Source organism: Aeribacillus sp. FSL K6-8394, from assembly GCF_038008865.1.
Classification (GTDB): Bacteria; Bacillota; Bacilli; order Bacillales; family Aeribacillaceae; genus Aeribacillus; species Aeribacillus composti.
The window spans coordinates 804,007-820,562 of the sequence record NZ_JBBPAA010000002.1 but is presented as its reverse complement, the minus strand read 5'-3'; the positions used below and the strand labels follow the sequence as shown (position 1 = coordinate 820,562).

Genomic DNA, 16,556 nt, shown 5'->3' with positions numbered 1-16,556 from the left:
ATCTACAGTAAAATGACTTGGCAAAAGCCAAGTCAAGAATGTGATTAAATTTCAATTAAGACCCGAAATCCATTTCCCGGAGAAGTCTCAATCTTCATTTCACCATCCAAAGCTTTTACCCTCTCTCTAATTCCGGACAATCCCATGCTTTCTGTTTTCGCATACAACAGTTCTTCATCGATGCCTACGCCATCATCTTCATAGTGCAATACAATTTTTTCTCTTATATTGACGAGCATAATTAATATTTGCTTCGCATTCGAATGCTTGCGCGCATTTGATAAAAGCTCCTGAATGATCCGGTACAAATTAAGCTGCATGTTTATATCAAGCTGCTTGTTAAAATTCCCCGTATTAAAGCGGATTTGAAAATTACACTGTTCTTCGTATTGCGCTACTAGCTTTGATACCGCCTTGACGAGTCCCAAGTCATATAAAATTTGCGGACGCAGCTCTTGACACGTTTCCCTCGTCATATGAATGATATCAAGAATGTTTTGATTCATGCTCTGAATTTTTTCGATCGTAGCAGCAGGATATTGTCCAGATTCCTCCAGAACCAATTCGCATTGCCTTTTTAACGAAATCAAATCTTGCAGCACAGAATCATGCAAATCTTTCGCCAAATTGGAGCGCTGCTTTTCTTCAATTGCAAACAGCAGTTTTTTGAGCCATGCAGGATTGCTGTTTCCCTCTTCCGCTTTTTCAAGCCTTTCCATCAATTCTTCTATTTTCAAAAAGTTTTCTACAGTTACATTCGTATAAAAAGCAAGGGAATTCAGCCAAGAAATTTCATCACGGGTCAGTTTAGGCGTTTTAATGACAGAAAGGAAAATAATAACATATTTCCGTCTATTCGTTTCACCGACAGTTAACACAAACCCTTTATCAAGTTCAACAATTTTCCCTATTTCTGTCACAGCATTTAAAATATCTTTTTCGTATGGGGCAATTTCTAAAAGACCGCCGTCCCCATCATCATCAACCATTTCGATCCGTCCACTCTCATGAACAACAAGGCAATATGCACGGCTGACCTTCAAAACCTCTAAAATGGTCGATTTTAACTCAGCCATCATCTGTTTTAAACTGCCTGCTTTCCGGATCCTTGACGTATACTTCAAAATGCTGTCCTGATAATTATATTTTTCCGAAAACCGCTTAAACCGGAAGCGGAAGTCAACAATTTCTTTAAAATAAAAAACAAATATCATTAATATATATATAATAATTGAAAGTTGAATAGGGTAAATTTTGGGATTATGTTCTTTCAGCAGTATGATAAAAGCCACTAAAAAGATAGTCGGCAAAATGGAAAGGAGAGCATAATATTTGACTCTGCCTAGAATAAACTCAATATCATATATCTTTGATGATAGAAACTGATACACAAGGGAAAAAGGTACTAATAACAAAAATGACGCTAAAAGGGCAGGCGAAAAAATTGCTTGTTCCAAAAACAAATAAGGGATGACATATAGAACAATAAACGGTGAAAAAGCAATAACGTTTGTAACGATTAGTACTTTGACCGGATATTCAATTTCAGAAAATTTAACTTTACTTAAACCAACAATTTTGGTAACAAAGCTTATAAAAAAGACAACTAAAAAAGAAAATAAACTAAAAAATTTTGTGAATAAACTTAAATGATTATAAAAATCTTCAATGATTCTCGCAACTATATTGAGGAAAACGATAATATACCCTGCATATATCAGTTTTTTGTTGAACAATACGTTTCCAAATTCAAGAAAATAATAATATAAAAAATGTAAATAAATGACTGGAACACTAATAAAAAATAAGAGCACTAAGTATTGTGAAACATGATCACCACGTGCCGAAGCACTGCCGCTTAAATAAGCTAAAGAAATAAACAATAAAAAAATGTTTAAAAAATATGGAGAAATACTATTTATTTTTTCATTTGATTTATATATAAAATAGCTGCAAAACAAACAAAGAAAATAAATAATTAATGGAATAATGAGCATGTACAAGGAATGTTCAGAAAAAATTAAATTTTCTACCTTTAATACTTTAATTCCATCTTGAGATTTAATCTTTAAAATACTGTCTTGTTGAAGTTGAATATTTATACCTTGAATTCTTTCTCCATTAAGTTCTAATAATATATCCCCCTTTTTCATCCCCGCTTTGCTCGCCCAAGCAGCAGGATCTAAATCAACGATTTCAACTTGACCTTTCTCATTTAATTTAAGATTAGCTCCAATATATGGAGCTTTAAAAAATACATATAATGAATGAGAAACAATGAAAACACTAATGATGACTAATGATTTATAAAATCGATCCATTATTTTAAACTTTTCAATCAACACTACCCACCGCTTAACGTTTTAAAATTATGATAACCAATAGCTGTAATTTGCAGAAAGCGTATCTACAAACCCATCAATTATACCCAATAATTCTTCCAATTTAACTCCAATCAAACTAGCTTGTCCATTCACGACTTTCTCCAAAACATCAGGGTTTTCGATTAAGAAATTTACGATTTCTTGCATATTGATCTCTCCTTTTTTATTTTTTGATTAAATTTGTTAATAGTTCATCCAATTTTTCAGCAGGCAGCGGAAGTTTTTTTATATAAGTTTCAGCCTTCTTAAGCGCGATGTGTTTCATCACATTTAAATATTGGGTGACTCCCGCTTCCAACAGCTTTTCTTTAAAAGCTACAATGCTTCCAAAGTATTCGTCGAAGTCTTTTCCGCTGTGCACATATTGTAAAATATCCACGCTTGTTTGATTAAATTTCCTTTGCAAATAAAGTAATGCCAGTGACGGCTTCAAAAACTTCCTGTCCTGTTTATGCTGAGTAAACAATCCTTTATAATCATTCTCAATCTGGCCGGCAATCCCTACTTGGTGCCCGTATTCCTTAACTTCCTCGTATCTTTTCCCGCATGCAAACATGACACCCGCTTCAGCTGCAAGAGCTGTAAGGGAACCTGATTTCCATCTTATCATTTGCAAACATTCTTTTTCTGTCTTCACGGCATTTGCCAAATCAATATGCTGGCCTTTCATAGCCTGCAAAGCATATTCAAGAAACAGACCAAGGATCTCAGAACGATAAGGTGATGACAGCGAATGGATATGCGATAAACTTAACGTATAAAGAAAGGATGAGCTGTTAATCGCTTCCCCTCTATCAATATCCATCCACGGTTCTGTAAAGTTGTCCAGATCCTCCAAATCATCAAACATATCAAAAGCTAGGACGAGCAATTCAACAGCTGCCATAAGCTTGTACAATTCTTCTTCATCATTTTCGCTGTTGAATACGTTCGCATGCAAATAACAAAGCTCTGCAAAAGGAAATGTTTGTTTAGATTCGATAAAACGATGCAAAAGATTCCGCAAATAAAGCCAGTCTACAGACCTTTCGACCGCATCCTTCATAAACATTGCCACTTGAACTTTGTTTAATAATAACTCACTTTTTAATGCCATCCCCTCCTTTTGATCTGATTTATATTCAGCTTGAAATCTATGGATGTTTTGCAATTATTATACTATAAATTATATATTATCATAAAAAAGGCGACCAAATTTGGTCGTCGCCTCATTATACAATTTTCGTATATTGATATTTATCGTATTTGTCAATGCTCTTATTGATATTATCAAGCGCCTTTTTCGTTTCGTCTAACTCCCTTTCAAGCAATAAGAAGATCTTGTTGATTTTTTCGATTTCTTGATGATTCAAAGTATCACACTCCCTTGAAAAGATCCTTTTTTCGATCTTTCATATTTATTTTATAGAATTTTCGATCATTTTTCACCGAAAAACTAATTTGAAGTTTTATGCGTGATACCGAAAAACACGCAATGTGATTGTATGTGTCTTTTTGCGATGTATGGCAAACTTGTTATAAAGATTGCATGATCATGATTTTTATAACAGAAGGACTCCTTCTTTCCCCCATTTGTTAAATTCATATAAAAAGAAGGAAAATTTTGATAAAAGAGGGTTGAATGAACGAAAGAACATTGATAGAATATTTTCAAAATCCCGAGAAGATATGAGAAATAAGGGTGAACATAGTGGAAAAAAAAGAATATGTTATACATATTAAATTGGACAATTTATTGAAACAAAAAAGAATGACCAAACGAGAACTTGCCCGTCAAGCTGATATTCGCCATACGCTTGTATGGGAAATGTGCCACAACAAAACGAAGCGCCTTCCTCTAGATAAGCTTGCAAAAATTTGCTCCGTATTACAAGTCGACATACATGATGTCATAGAATTAGTAGAGAGAAAAGAAAGCAATCTAATGTAACCTCCGTCTGACAGCAGAGGTTACATATTTCTCAAATCCTCTTGAAAATTTACATTTCTTGTATCCATTGAGTAATTTTCGAAGAAAGTGAAATGGCAATGTTCTCATTCGATCTTTTTGCAATAGAATTTTGTAAATGTTCTCTTGTTTTGTCATTGATTTCTTCATATTTAATGATCTTGGACCATTCAAGCTGCGGTACAGCAACTAATATATACTCCTCTTTTTTGTTTTCATAAATATAGACGTTTCTGATCTCTTCACCGTTATGTATTATATTTGCTTTTCGTACTTTCATTGTTTCACTCCTTTTTTCCCTCTATATAAAAAATACCTGAGTTGAAAGAAAAATCAATCTCAGGTTTTGCAAAATATTTTACCTATTCCCTATTATCGGTTGATCAAAGAAACTTTTCGAATGTTCATTCGTTTTGCTGCGAACGTCAAATGTTTTTACATAGTCTCCAACATTTAAAGCTCCTGAACCAAGCGCAGATTTTAAACTCGCCTTAGGAGAAATAGAAAAGCTGTCACCCACTTTTATGGTTCCTGAGTCGACTTCATTAATCTCAATTGGACCTACAAAAGAAGGCAAACGAAACCACCACTTCCATTGTTTGTTTATAGTATTGTATGATCAAACGCCTAAATTGTTCGCTTATACAATGGATTTTAACTGAGAATAGTACTTTTCAACTTTTTTATCTAGAGTCCTAATTTTCTTTAAAGCCAGCTTTTCGTCAATTTGACGGTAATGATGCATTCCGCCTGGTTCTTCATCCAATTCATCAGCAAGCCGAACTATACGCTGAAGAGGATTTTGCTTTAAATTACCATCAGGCAAATACGAATCCGTATGAAGGAGAATAGCTAAAGCAATTTGCTTGGCTGCTTCAGGCTTTTCCCCAAGCCTTATCAGCAGTTTATGCGCCCTGTTCGCTCCTTTTATTGCATGAATATCATTTTTTCGATATTTTTCATAATCCCATTTACCGTCCGTGTACCATTCATAATGGCCAATATCATGCAACAGCGCCGCCTTTGTCGCAAGATCGGGATTTACATTGAATGCTATCGCAAGACGAAAAGCGTGATCAGCCGTTTTAATCGCGTGAGCGATGCCAGATCGTTTTAAATATTTTTGTGTAATTGGATGAGTGAAGACTTCCATTAAAGTGACCCTTTTCACAGCTCATCCCTCCTAAATATTTCTGTATAAGATACCATATGTTCGAAATTTTCGCAACGGAAGTGGATTTTATAAATTTATGCAAATATACTGGCGGTTTCGCTGAAAGCTGCAGACAAACATACACCGATTGGCATATGATATAAAAACAAAAAATTCAATGAATGATTGCCAGCAGGAAAAGAAACAATAAAATGGACAGGTACATGAAAATTCCGACTCATTGTTGGTACATATGGAATATTAAAACGAAATTATACTATACAGGAGGGACTGCAATGATAATTGGTGTACCGCGGGAAATTAAAAATAACGAAAATCGTGTAGCCATTACACCAGCTGGAGTTGTTTCATTAGTCAAGGCAGGTCACCGTGTACTTGTAGAAGAAAGTGCAGGTCTTGGAAGCGGAATTCATGATGAAGAATATATTCAAGCAGGCGCCGAAATTCTTCATGATACAAGTAAGGTTTGGGAAGCAGATATGGTGTTGAAGGTCAAGGAGCCGCTTCAAGAAGAATATAAATATTTCCATGATGGTCTTATTCTGTTTACTTACCTGCACCTTGCAGCTAATCCTGAGCTGACAAAAGAGTTGAAGGAATCCGGTGTGATTGCGGTCGCTTACGAAACAGTTTCTGACGGTCATTCGTTACCCCTGTTAACACCGATGAGCGAAGTGGCCGGTCGTATGGCAACACTGGTTGGAACGCAATTTTTACAAAAACCGTACGGCGGAAAAGGTATTCTATTATCCGGTGTTCCAGGCGTTGAACGCGGCAAGGTCGTCATCATCGGCGGCGGGGTAGTCGGTACAAATGCTGCAAAAATGGCTATCGGTTTAGGAGCTCATGTAACGATCCTTGACGTAAGTCCTAAGCGTCTTCGGGAATTAGATGATCTTTTTGGCAACGACATTCAAACGCTCATGTCTAACTCCTATAATATTTTCGAAGCAGTAAAAGAAGCGGATTTAGTCATCGGTGCTGTCTTAATCCCCGGTGCAAAAGCGCCAAAGCTTGTGACTGAAGAAATGGTAAAATCGATGAAACCTGGATCAGTCATCGTTGATGTTGCCATTGACCAGGGCGGGATTTTTGAAACGAGCGATCATGTCACCACTCATGACAATCCGACATATGTAAAGCACGGAGTCCTTCATTACGCAGTTGCGAATATGCCGGGAGCAGTTCCGAGAACATCTACGTTCGCCCTTACTAATTCGACCATTCCATATGCATTGCAAATAGCCAACAAAGGGTTAGTAGAAGTAATCGCCAAAAACGAAGCGATCAAATTAGGTGTCAACATTGCCAACAAAGAAATAACGTATGAGACAGTCGCCCGCGATCTTGGGTACAATTATGTTCCTGTAGAAAAAGTTTTTGAAAAAGAGTTCGCAAATATGAATTCTGCCACATAATACACATATATTTTCGACTTACCTTACAAGAAGGAAAACAGTTCTCCGCGAATCTATTATCAAAAATGCAAAAAAAGCCTTCGCTCTCTTTTGAAAAGCAATAAAAAATGCGCACTTATAGACATGTTAAGTACTGGGCTAATCGTGCACAATACAGACCAAATCAGGATAAATGTGCAGCAATTTGTTAAGTCAGAATGTGCCGACACATTATCCTAATTTGGTGTTGCTTCCGACAACATACATGTCAGAAAGAAATCAATCCACGATTTTCAAGCATACTGAATGGGTCATCTTTTTTACAAAATAGATTCCGTCTCTCTCCTATATTGAATTGCGGCTCCTGCCGAAAAATTGAAACAGCAATAACATTTCTGACATAAAGCCTAATCTGCAATAGTTCAACCGAATGATGGATGACTCCATCATGATTTAATCGGCACGAATTTTTCCACAAAGGCCGCCAATGTTCGAGTCATCACACCAGTTGCTCCTTCAGGTCCTAGAGGGCCTTTCTTAGCAGTAGTGGATGTCCCGGCAATGTCTAAATGAACCCACGGCGTATCTTCAGCAAATTCTGCTAAAAAAGCACCGCCCATTATCGCATGTCCTTCCCGGCCAGGGGAATTATTCAAATCCGCCATTTTACTGTTTTTTACCCGCTCGCGGTCATCTTCAAAAATTGGCAATCTCCATATTCTTTCATTACATTCAACAGACGCTTTCCAAAGCTGATCATACAGTTTTTCATTGTTCGTCATCGCACCTGTTGTGTGCTTTCCGAGAGCAACAATAACTCCACCGGTTAAAGTGGCAACATCGATAATGTATTTCGCTCCATGCTGCTTTGCATAAGTGATGCCATCTGCAAGAGCTAAACGCCCTTCAGCATCTGTATTTAAAATTTCAATTGTTTTCCCGCTTAATGACACGATGACATCATCCGGTTTCATCGCTCCGCTGCCAATCATGTTGTCAGTAGCCGGAATAACAGCTACAACATTTTGTTTCGGTTTTATTTCACCGATAATTTCCATCGCTCCTAAAACGGCTGCTGCTCCTGCCATATCAGTCTTCATGTTTACTAACCCATCTCTAGGTTTTAACGAGTAGCCCCCAGTATCGTAAGTAATTCCCTTGCCGACTAAACCAATCGCATCGTCCCAAATCTTTTTTCCTTGGTATTTTAACACAATCATTTTAGGGGGGTCACTGGAGCCTTTATTTACCGCCAATATCCCCCCCATGCCCATTTCCTCCATATCCTTTTTTTCAAGGATTTCGATCTCAAAAGAATATTTTTTGGCCAGTTCGATGGAATAATTCGCGAGTTCTGTCGCAGTTAATAAATTTGAAGGCATGTTCACAAGAGTTCTTGCCGAATTTGTTCCTCTTCCATAAACATAACCGGCAGTTAAGGCTGCGTTTATTTTCGCTTTATCTGAATCTGTCAAAACATGAACAGCTTCAATGCTTGATTCGCTGCTGCTTGATCGTTGTTTATAGTTTTTTATTTTGTATGTAGAAAGGGCAAACGCTTCCGCTAGTGCATGAGCTACATCTACCTCTTCCACATCTCCTCCAATAAAGGTAGAAAGCTGTACGCTTACAATCTTTTTCTGATCTTGTTGAACAGCTTGAAACGCATGCCCAAAAGCTTCCATTGCCTTTTGGAACGTGAATTCTTTTTCTTTCCCAAGCCCGACAAAATAAATTCGTTTTACGTTTTCAGCATCGAATGTATATAGTTTTGCGACACTGTTTTTCGCAGAAGAAATTTCACCTGATTTTATAAGCTTGGTGAGTCGATTGTTCAATTTTTTATCCAGCTCCTGCAAAGCTTTTGACAAATTTCCGTTTTGCTTAAAAAGGCCAACAATTAAACTTTCCCCTTCTAAACCGTCTAGTACTTTAAACATTTTTCCACCTCCTTCAATTATTATACGAGGTCGAGTAGAACTTTGCTTTATTTTCAAACCAAAAAATAAAGCCCATCCCTGTGGGATAAGCTACCGTTGTCTAAAAACTTCCATCGTTTTATTTTCGTTTAATTTTTTTAATTCCTCTTCTGTTAACGTTCCGTTTCCTTTTTTAACTAAATAAACATCCACTTTTTTCTTTCCCCACTGATTGTAAACATCTTCTACTGTTTCATAATACAAATCAAGCCGATTGCCTTTAATCGCAGCACCTTTATCTGCAACAACTCCGTAGCCATATCCGGGTACATAAAGTATCGTTCCGATCGGAAAAACGTTTAAATCTGCTGCTATAGTGGAAAAATGATCCCTTTTTACTTTAACACCTGAATAAGTAATTCCATATTCAGGGTGACCAGGATGTTTTCCTGTCGACTCATATCCGGCTGTATATCCGGTAGCCACAACTGTTTTTTTTGGATACTTTGATAAATCAATGGATTTTTCCATCGTCTGTCCTTGATTTGCATGATTAATATTTTTTGCAACGGCTTGTTGGGAATTTTCTCTTTGATTATATTGTTTGATCACCCATTTTGTCAGTTCATCTGCTTTCACACCTGAAATGGTTTCAAAAGTTGTTAAAAACGCCCCAATAAACAACAGACTCATCATAATTCTTCTAGTCCACATTTTTATACTCTTCATTTTTTCTAATTTCACTCCTCTCACCGTCTATTTGTTTCCAAATCGCAAACAAAATATACGTTGGAGGAGCTTTTGAAAGGAGTGTATTTTTCAATACGTTCCGACATGTATAAATTTTCCAATAAATTAAAAATAAAATGTAGGCACTCAAATAACATTGTTTTAACAAAAAAGCGTTTTTTTTACATAAAAATAAGCCTTCCGATTATACGGAAAAGCTTAAAACATTTGATATCCTCTTGCTCGAAGCATTCGAATGACAATCCCTGATAGAATCGCGCCTACCATCCCGCTTCCTAAAATGAGAATGTCTGCTACGGCAAGAGAGGCGATTTTTTCACCCAACAGAGAAAATGATCGGCTAGGTGATTTGAAATAATCAAAAAAATTCACTTCATCAATTAAAAAAATACATACTAACGGATAAAGTATCGCCATTATCCATGACATTCTTAAAAGCATATTTAATAAAAAACCGATTCCAAAAAATAAAACTAAGAACAGCAGCATGGAAATCAACAGCACCGGTATGTTCATCATCGTGTCCTCACCCTCAAAAAACTGTCGTATTATTATTAAAAGTTTTTATGTGGTTTAATAAGAAAAAAACTTGACCAGCCTTTGTTAATTTGCCAGATCTTCTTACATGTGCCAAATCTTTAAAGCAGCAAATCGATAAATTGTTACCTTAATTATTAACCTATTTATTCCAATATATCAAGTACAAGATTTCATTTAATGGCATAAATCGGCAAAGCTAGTTTGACATGCACACAAAAAGGTTCTCAGTAGGCTCTCCAACCTTTGAGCAGTTCAAAATTTATACAAAAAACTGGAAGTTTCCCCAAATGTTTTAAAATTCCAAAAATCACCTATAAGAAAGATTGTCCTAATGTACAGTCCTTTGTCTGTTTTTTACTCATGTGAGATGCTTTTGTGCTAGTACCATAAAAAGAGGGATTTGGCTTCAACATTTAAGAGAGAACTTTCATTCCTTCAAGCACAAAAAAGACGGTGTAAACAAACAAAAGAAGCACAAGAACTTGAGAATAAAACGAAGAACTTTGAAGGAAATATCGGGTATAGCTGTCCTACAGACCAATTACATCAGGCTACTATATAATTGCAGATCAGCATGGCGATTTTATGCTGAATCGAACCCTCTAATCGCAATCAGCATAGCGAGCTCTTTAATTTAATTTGTTTAAAAGCTTATTACTACGAAAATTCAATAAATACAGAGCGGCTCCTTCTCCAAACATTTTACTTTCCTGCTTTAAAAGAAATTACAAAAGCTGTTCATGTTTATAAAACATTATTTTAAAAGAGCAAAAGCCCTTAAGCCTTTGCTCTTTTCTTCAGCTTAAAAAAATTTGAATTTTCCTTTTTTCAACACGAGACCTGCTCCGCCAACCATATATAGCGCGCGGTTATCAATCATTTTCTTCATGAAGGATGCTTTTGTACCGACCATTTTTTTGCCTAACGCAATACCTACTGCATCATCTTCTCCTAGAGAAGCAACAGTTCCTTTAATATCTGGCTTAAATGGTTCGAGTTCTTTTTTCCCGCGAATTAATGCAGCTAAATTTCTCGCGCAAACTTCTCCCTGCTGCATTGCAATTTGCGCTGTCGGCGGATATGGACGATTGATTTCCTCATTAATAATTAATGAACAGTCTCCAATAATAAACACATCATCATATCCTGGTGCGCGCAAGTCTTTCTCCACTTTTACGCGGCCCCGCATTGCCTCAAAACCAGATTCTTCAATTACACTGTTTCCGCGCACACCAGCCGCCCAAATAACAGTGCCTGCTTTTATTTCTTCCGTTTGATCGTCTTTCCCAACAATAATTCCTTGTTCAGTACATTCTTTTATCGCTGTGCCGATTCTAAACTCAACACCTTTGCGCTGCAGTTGATTGACTGCGTACTCCACAAGTTCAGGATCGAAACCTGGAAGTGCTGTCGGTGCTGCTTCCACACAAATAATACGGACTTTTTTAGGGTCAATATCATACTCTCGGCAAAGCTCAGGAACACGGTTGGCAAGTTCGCCTAAAAACTCAATTCCAGTGAATCCTGCACCTCCGACTACAATGGTTAGACGTGTATCATCTTTTTCTTCTTCCGTATTGTATGTAGCAAATTGATATTCAATATGCTCTCTAATTTGTCTAGCAGAATTAATGTTGGAAATTGTGAAAGCGTATTCTTTTAACCCTTGGATTCCAAACGTTTCCGGATGAGCCCCAAGAGCAACTACTAAGTAATCATAGTTAAGCTCGCCATTTTCAAGAATGACTTTTTTCTCATCTGTTTTAATTAATTTTACAGAATCTTGCACAAAGTTTACTTTGTTTGTGTCAATTACATCTTTAATTGGATAGCGGCATCGGTCATGATGAAGGGTGCCTGCAGATGCTTCATGCAGCCATGTTGTTTCATAATGATAATCATGCTTATTGACAAGTGTAATATCAGCCTCGTTCACACTCACCATTTTTTGTAGACGTGTTACGGTCATTAATCCTCCATAACCGGCACCTAAAATAACAACTTTAGGATTTCTCACAAGACACACCAACCTTTTCCGTAATTTTTAAAGCGGTCAATTCTAGACTCACTTTTCACATAATTTGTGAAAATATTCACGTTCTTGGACAAAAAATTATAAGGGCAAAATTGTCAATAAAATTTAACATCTTTTTACCTATAGTCATGATATCCGTTTGTGTCCAACTTTTCAAGTTTATTTTTAAGCTAAATGATCAACTTTATAAATCTTTAAATGACAGAATTTTTGTATTTTTACAATCTTTTTTTTATGATATGATTAATAAAAGATTAACAAGAGGGGGAATCGTCTGTGAAAGAGGACAGCAAAGTCTACGATATAACGATTATTGGCGGGGGACCTGTCGGGATGTTCACAGCTTTTTACGGAGGAATGAGGCAGGCTTCCGTTAAAATTATTGAAAGCCTTCCACAATTAGGAGGGCAATTGACAGCGCTTTATCCTGAAAAATACATATATGATGTAGCGGGGTTTCCAAAAATTAGAGCTCAAGAATTAGTCAATAATTTAAAAGAACAAATTGCCTTATTCAATCCAACCGTCTGCCTTGAACAGGAAGTTCAGGAAGTTGAAAAACAAAGTGACGGGACATTTAAGTTAACGACAAATTCAGAAATTCATTATTCAAAAACGATTATCATCACTGCCGGAAACGGCGCATTTCAACCACGTAAACTTCAGCTGGAAAATGCTGAGCAATTTGAAGGGAAAAACCTGCACTATTTTGTAGAAGATTTAAACTATTTTGCAGACAAAAAGGTCGTCCTGTTTGGAGGCGGCGACTCAGCTGTTGACTGGGCGTTAATGCTTGAGCCTATTGCAGAAAAAGTAACGGTTGTCCATCGAAGAGATAAATTTCGCGCGCACGAGCATAGCGTAAATCAATTAAAAAATTCTAAAGCAAATATATTAACACCTTTTGTTCCTGTTGAGCTTATCGGCAAGGATCGAATTGAACAAGTCGTAGTCGAAGAAGCAAAAGGAGATCGGAAAGAGATTATTGATGTAGATGAAGTAATTGTCAATTTTGGCTTCGTTTCCTCTTTAGGCCCTATCAAAAACTGGGGGCTGGAAATTGAGAAAAATTCGATTGTTGTTAACTCAAAAATGGAAACAAATATTCCGGGAATTTATGCTGCCGGAGACATCTGTACTTATGAAGGAAAAATAAAATTAATTGCGACTGGGTTTGGCGAAGGTCCAACAGCTGTAAACAATGCCAAAGCCTATATTGACCCAAGCGCAAAAGTTCAGCCAATGCACAGCACAAGTATGTTTAATTGATGAAAAAAGATGTGGTGTCTAATAAGTCGTTTTTTCGGCTTTTTGACACCCTCTTTCATGTTTTAGAAACGTTGAAATATCAGGACTTATGATTTTTTGTTTTTCAATGGGGATCTGCCTTTCTGAACAGCCCCCTTACAGCGGGAATAATAAGCAAAAGTAAATTTTATTGGAATCGAGTAGGAGGGAGCGATTAACTCCCGTCCTCTCACACCACCGTACGTACGGTTCCGTATACGGCGGTTCAATTAAGTATGACGTAGTGCTTGATATCTTTCGAATAGACTTCTTAACCCTCGACGCTTCCAATAGGAGTTGTCGAGGGTTTTGTGTAGAATGGGACTGCAGGCAATCCGCCAATATTTCTTGCGTGTATTGCCCCATTCGAATGCTTTATGGCTTGGAACTTCTAATCCTCTGAGTTTCCGAATTCTTGTTTTCGGGGTTTTCCATTCTTTCCACAAACACATCCGAAGCCTTCGTCTAATCCATTCATCAAATTCTTTGAACTTACTTGGTGTTTCTGCCAAGGCAAAATATCCGCACCATCCCATTAAATACTTATTCAGTTTCTCAATCCTTTTCTCCATTGGATACGGTTTCGACCTTGATGTAATTTCACGGATCTTGTTCTTCAAACGTTTCACACTTTCGTTCGCAATCCGTACCTTTGGAGTCTTATTGAGTGTGAAGCTGAAACCGAGAAACTTCCGTTTCCAAGGACGGTCTACCGCCGATTTCTCTTTATTTACCTTGAGCTTTAACTCCTTCTCTATAAAGTTCGTAATGGAGTTCATGACACGAATTCCTGCTTTCTTTGTTTTCACATAGATGTTACAGTCATCCGCATACCGAACAAACTTATGTCCACGTTTCTCAAGCTCTTTATCCAATTCATGAAGCATGATGTTTGATAAAAGTGGACTAAGCGGGCCGCCTTGAGGCGTTCCCATGTCCGTTTCCATTACCACTCCATTGATCATCACGCCTGATTGAAGATACCGGCGAATTACCTTCAGTAGAATTCGATCTTTGATCGTTTTCGCCAAGATCCCCATCAGTTTGTCGTGATTCACCTTGTCAAAGAATTTCTCTAGGTCTATATCGACTACCCAACGATATCCTTCTTTGATATAACCCTTTGCTTCCCTAACCGCATCATGTCCCCTTCTACCTGGGCGGAAACCATAGCTATGGTTCGAGAAGGTCGGATCAAAGATTTTCGTCAACACTTGGGCAATCGCTTGTTGGATGAAACGATCCGTCACGGTAGGGATCCCTAGAAGCCTTACTCCCCCGTTCGGTTTCGGGATTTCGACTCGACGGACGGGTAAGGGCTTGTAGGTTCCTTCTCTCAACGACTGTCGAATGGAGTCCCAATTTTCGTAGAGGTGTCTTCGTAGGTCTTTTACGGACATGCCATCTACTCCGTGACTTCCTTTGTTCTGTAAAACTCTTTTAAATGCCGCTATGAGATTTTCCCGTGACAAAATCAGTTCCATCAACATTAGATATCCTCTCCACGTGAACGAATCCTTCTATTTGTGCCATCTTCTGCTCCACCCTCTTGAAGTCCCCCGTGGGATTCACCACTTCCTCCTTCAAGTAAGTCCTATCGGATTGTCTGCTTCAACACAGAAGATGAACGCCTAGCGATTCGTTCTCCTTAATTGTTCAGTCCTTCCTCTTCCATCTCGAGCTTGAAAGAGTACTATGACCTCTGCTGACTTCTGACTGTTCAGCTATCTATCACTAGATAGGTTACCAAGGTTACTTGGCGTGCCAGCCAGACCTCCCCGGGTAAGAGTGTAATCTTTCCTTCCATCCATCTGCTTCATTTACTCTGTATCACCTTCGGCAGAAAGGGCTTTGTTTTGTCATGCAAACTCACCCAGTGATACCTAGCCTCATATGAAGTTCGTGTTCCTCAGACCGGAAGTTTGCCGCTCGCTTCCTTCAGATTCCGCGTCACCACGGACACCCTTGCGTTAAGCTAACTGCTACTTCTGCCTTCGCAGCTCGGGACTTTCACCCTATAGATTACACCCATGCCGGGCGCACAAGAATAAAGGCTGTCTCGTAAAAGGTCATTTTTTATGACCTTTTGAGACAGCCTTTTTGTCAAGTACTTTTCTAAAGAAACCAGACTGCATCAATCGGACAGACTATTTTTCCTTTGTTTACATCCTTCAGAAGTTTTATGAAGGACTTTTCTTATGCTCTCTTTCTGAATTAGTCTTCAAAAGTTTTATGACGGACATTCAGCACATACAATTGCTTCTTGTTGGACTTCATTGCCTCTATGAAGGACATTTACAAACTCCTTCAAAGTAGCTCCAAAATCCTTCATTTTAGAAACTCATCGGACAGCCCTATCTTTTTCAACTTTCATCGGTAATTCATATCGTCTTTCGCACGGTCTTCCATGATGAAAATCTGTGATCTGTAAATATCCTCATTTAATTCTCTATCACTTTTAATAAGTTGCATTTAGCCGTTTTTCCCATAAAAATATCCTAATAAAGCAGACTTTTTTTTGGATTCCACTTTATTAGGATATATTTTATTGTGAGTATAGAAAAAGTTAAGGAATAAAGCGATCATTATGCTTGGCTTCAGGAAAGAATCTTTTTTAGCACTCTTCCGGTGTTCCAGCGTGTGTTGCAGTTCTAAAGGAGGCGCCGCAGCCGCAAGACGCAATCGCATTAGGGTTGTCTATTGTGAATCCTCCACCAAGCATCGATTGTTTATAATCAATCTTTGTTCCCTTTAATATAGGGGCGCTGTCTTTATCCACTAAAATTCGAATGCCGAATTGTTCAAATTCGTGATCATCTTCTTGTTTTTCTTGTTCAAACCCGATGCCATATGAAAGTCCAGTGCAGCCGCCGCCTTTCACACCAATACGCAAATAGGCGCCTTCTTCCTCATTTTCTCTCATCATATCTTTTATTTGAAAAGCTGCCGCTTCGGTAAGCATAACAATTTCAGACATGACCCATCCTCCTCGTATACTAAGTTTCAGAAAGTTTTTTTATCGAATTTCCAGTCCGATACGCTCCTTGACAATCGCATATCTTGGGTGGTTACCTTTGTGGGAGGGGCGCGCCCCTCCCACAAAGGGTTCAGCGTACCGGGGT

At 37.9% G+C, this 16,556-nt stretch carries 16 protein-coding genes; 3 read left to right on the top strand and 13 right to left on the bottom strand.

Features of this window, described 5'->3' with window-relative positions; genetic code table 11:
- Window positions 1–44: 44 nt before the first annotated feature.
- From NSR00_RS16305 to NSR00_RS16290, 4 genes are all read right to left on the bottom strand, one after another.
- Window positions 45–2,342 carry a histidine kinase gene (locus NSR00_RS16305; protein ID WP_340789800.1) on the bottom strand — a complete coding sequence of 766 codons (2,298 nt, stop codon included), beginning with the start codon at window positions 2,340–2,342 and terminating at the stop codon, window positions 45–47.
- Window positions 2,343–2,369: 27 nt separating this feature from the next.
- Window positions 2,370–2,531 (bottom strand): competence pheromone ComX, encoded by a 162-nt coding sequence (gene comX / locus NSR00_RS16300; RefSeq protein WP_340789797.1) that lies wholly within the window; start codon window positions 2,529–2,531, stop codon window positions 2,370–2,372.
- A 16-nt stretch (window positions 2,532–2,547) separates the two neighbouring features.
- Entirely contained in the window at window positions 2,548–3,480 is a 933-nt protein-coding gene (locus tag NSR00_RS16295; protein ID WP_340789796.1) for a polyprenyl synthetase family protein, read from the bottom strand.
- Window positions 3,481–3,595: 115 nt separating this feature from the next.
- Window positions 3,596–3,736: a DegQ family regulator gene (locus tag NSR00_RS16290; RefSeq protein WP_340789795.1), complete on the bottom strand. Its 141-nt coding sequence runs from the start codon at window positions 3,734–3,736 to the stop codon at window positions 3,596–3,598.
- Between the two features lie 338 nt (window positions 3,737–4,074).
- Between NSR00_RS16290 and NSR00_RS16285 the strand changes: the two genes are divergently transcribed.
- The gene (locus NSR00_RS16285; protein WP_232515690.1) at window positions 4,075–4,314 is read left to right on the top strand and encodes a helix-turn-helix domain-containing protein; all 240 of its coding nucleotides are present in this window, start codon (window positions 4,075–4,077) and stop codon (window positions 4,312–4,314) included.
- Between the two features lie 49 nt (window positions 4,315–4,363).
- On the opposite strand, the gene NSR00_RS16280 is transcribed toward NSR00_RS16285, so the two are convergent.
- From NSR00_RS16280 to NSR00_RS16270, 3 genes are all read right to left on the bottom strand, one after another.
- A complete protein-coding gene (locus tag NSR00_RS16280; RefSeq protein WP_066249236.1) occupies window positions 4,364–4,612 on the bottom strand; it encodes a YueH family protein in 249 nt (82 codons plus the stop codon).
- A 78-nt stretch (window positions 4,613–4,690) separates the two neighbouring features.
- Window positions 4,691–4,909: a spore germination protein gene (locus NSR00_RS16275; protein ID WP_340789793.1), complete on the bottom strand. Its 219-nt coding sequence runs from the start codon at window positions 4,907–4,909 to the stop codon at window positions 4,691–4,693.
- A 63-nt stretch (window positions 4,910–4,972) separates the two neighbouring features.
- Window positions 4,973–5,503 (bottom strand): HD domain-containing protein, encoded by a 531-nt coding sequence (locus NSR00_RS16270; protein WP_063387069.1) that lies wholly within the window; start codon window positions 5,501–5,503, stop codon window positions 4,973–4,975.
- 278 nt (window positions 5,504–5,781) lie between these two features.
- Here NSR00_RS16270 and ald point away from each other — a divergent pair, with 278 nt between their 5' ends.
- Window positions 5,782–6,924, top strand: coding sequence for an alanine dehydrogenase (ald, locus tag NSR00_RS16265; RefSeq protein WP_340789792.1), 1,143 nt, complete (start codon window positions 5,782–5,784; stop codon window positions 6,922–6,924).
- 425 nt (window positions 6,925–7,349) lie between these two features.
- Here the strand turns inward: ald and NSR00_RS16260 are convergent, their stop codons facing one another.
- The 4 genes from NSR00_RS16260 to NSR00_RS16245 all read right to left on the bottom strand — a co-directional run bounded on the left by NSR00_RS16260 (window position 7,350) and on the right by NSR00_RS16245 (window position 12,138).
- Complete coding sequence (locus tag NSR00_RS16260) at window positions 7,350–8,843, bottom strand: leucyl aminopeptidase (RefSeq protein WP_340789791.1); 1,494 nt, start codon at window positions 8,841–8,843, stop codon at window positions 7,350–7,352.
- A 90-nt stretch (window positions 8,844–8,933) separates the two neighbouring features.
- Window positions 8,934–9,551, bottom strand: a complete 618-nt coding sequence (locus tag NSR00_RS16255; RefSeq protein ID WP_063387072.1) for a 3D domain-containing protein — start codon at window positions 9,549–9,551, stop codon at window positions 8,934–8,936.
- Between the two features lie 219 nt (window positions 9,552–9,770).
- Window positions 9,771–10,088, bottom strand: a complete 318-nt coding sequence (locus tag NSR00_RS16250; protein WP_063387105.1) for a YuiB family protein — start codon at window positions 10,086–10,088, stop codon at window positions 9,771–9,773.
- A gap of 826 nt (window positions 10,089–10,914) precedes the next feature.
- The gene (locus tag NSR00_RS16245; protein WP_327856005.1) at window positions 10,915–12,138 is read right to left on the bottom strand and encodes an NAD(P)/FAD-dependent oxidoreductase; all 1,224 of its coding nucleotides are present in this window, start codon (window positions 12,136–12,138) and stop codon (window positions 10,915–10,917) included.
- A 285-nt stretch (window positions 12,139–12,423) separates the two neighbouring features.
- Between NSR00_RS16245 and NSR00_RS16240 the strand changes: the two genes are divergently transcribed.
- Window positions 12,424–13,416 carry an NAD(P)/FAD-dependent oxidoreductase gene (locus NSR00_RS16240; protein ID WP_340789790.1) on the top strand — a complete coding sequence of 331 codons (993 nt, stop codon included), beginning with the start codon at window positions 12,424–12,426 and terminating at the stop codon, window positions 13,414–13,416.
- A gap of 248 nt (window positions 13,417–13,664) precedes the next feature.
- On the opposite strand, the gene ltrA is transcribed toward NSR00_RS16240, so the two are convergent.
- Both ltrA and NSR00_RS16230 read right to left on the bottom strand, forming a co-directional pair.
- Window positions 13,665–14,924, bottom strand: coding sequence for a group II intron reverse transcriptase/maturase (ltrA, locus tag NSR00_RS16235; RefSeq protein ID WP_340786724.1), 1,260 nt, complete (start codon window positions 14,922–14,924; stop codon window positions 13,665–13,667).
- Window positions 14,925–16,048: 1,124 nt separating this feature from the next.
- Entirely contained in the window at window positions 16,049–16,411 is a 363-nt protein-coding gene (locus tag NSR00_RS16230) for a HesB/IscA family protein (protein ID WP_063387075.1), read from the bottom strand.
- Between the last annotated feature and the right edge of the window lie 145 nt (window positions 16,412–16,556).

What these genes read in the sequence shown, in the direction of transcription:
- comX (WP_340789797.1), bottom strand. Translation starts at nt 2,531, where the DNA reads ATGCAAGAAATCGTAAATTTCTTAATCGAAAACCCTGATGTTTTGGAG.
- NSR00_RS16295 (WP_340789796.1), bottom strand. Translation starts at nt 3,480, where the DNA reads ATGGCATTAAAAAGTGAGTTATTATTAAACAAAGTTCAAGTGGCAATG.
- NSR00_RS16280 (WP_066249236.1), bottom strand. Translation starts at nt 4,612, where the DNA reads ATGAAAGTACGAAAAGCAAATATAATACATAACGGTGAAGAGATCAGA.
- ald (WP_340789792.1), top strand. Translation starts at nt 5,782, where the DNA reads ATGATAATTGGTGTACCGCGGGAAATTAAAAATAACGAAAATCGTGTA.
- NSR00_RS16260 (WP_340789791.1), bottom strand. Translation starts at nt 8,843, where the DNA reads ATGTTTAAAGTACTAGACGGTTTAGAAGGGGAAAGTTTAATTGTTGGC.
- NSR00_RS16255 (WP_063387072.1), bottom strand. Translation starts at nt 9,551, where the DNA reads ATGAAGAGTATAAAAATGTGGACTAGAAGAATTATGATGAGTCTGTTG.
- NSR00_RS16250 (WP_063387105.1), bottom strand. Translation starts at nt 10,088, where the DNA reads ATGAACATACCGGTGCTGTTGATTTCCATGCTGCTGTTCTTAGTTTTA.
- ltrA (WP_340786724.1), bottom strand. Translation starts at nt 14,924, where the DNA reads ATGTTGATGGAACTGATTTTGTCACGGGAAAATCTCATAGCGGCATTT.
- NSR00_RS16230 (WP_063387075.1), bottom strand. Translation starts at nt 16,411, where the DNA reads ATGTCTGAAATTGTTATGCTTACCGAAGCGGCAGCTTTTCAAATAAAA.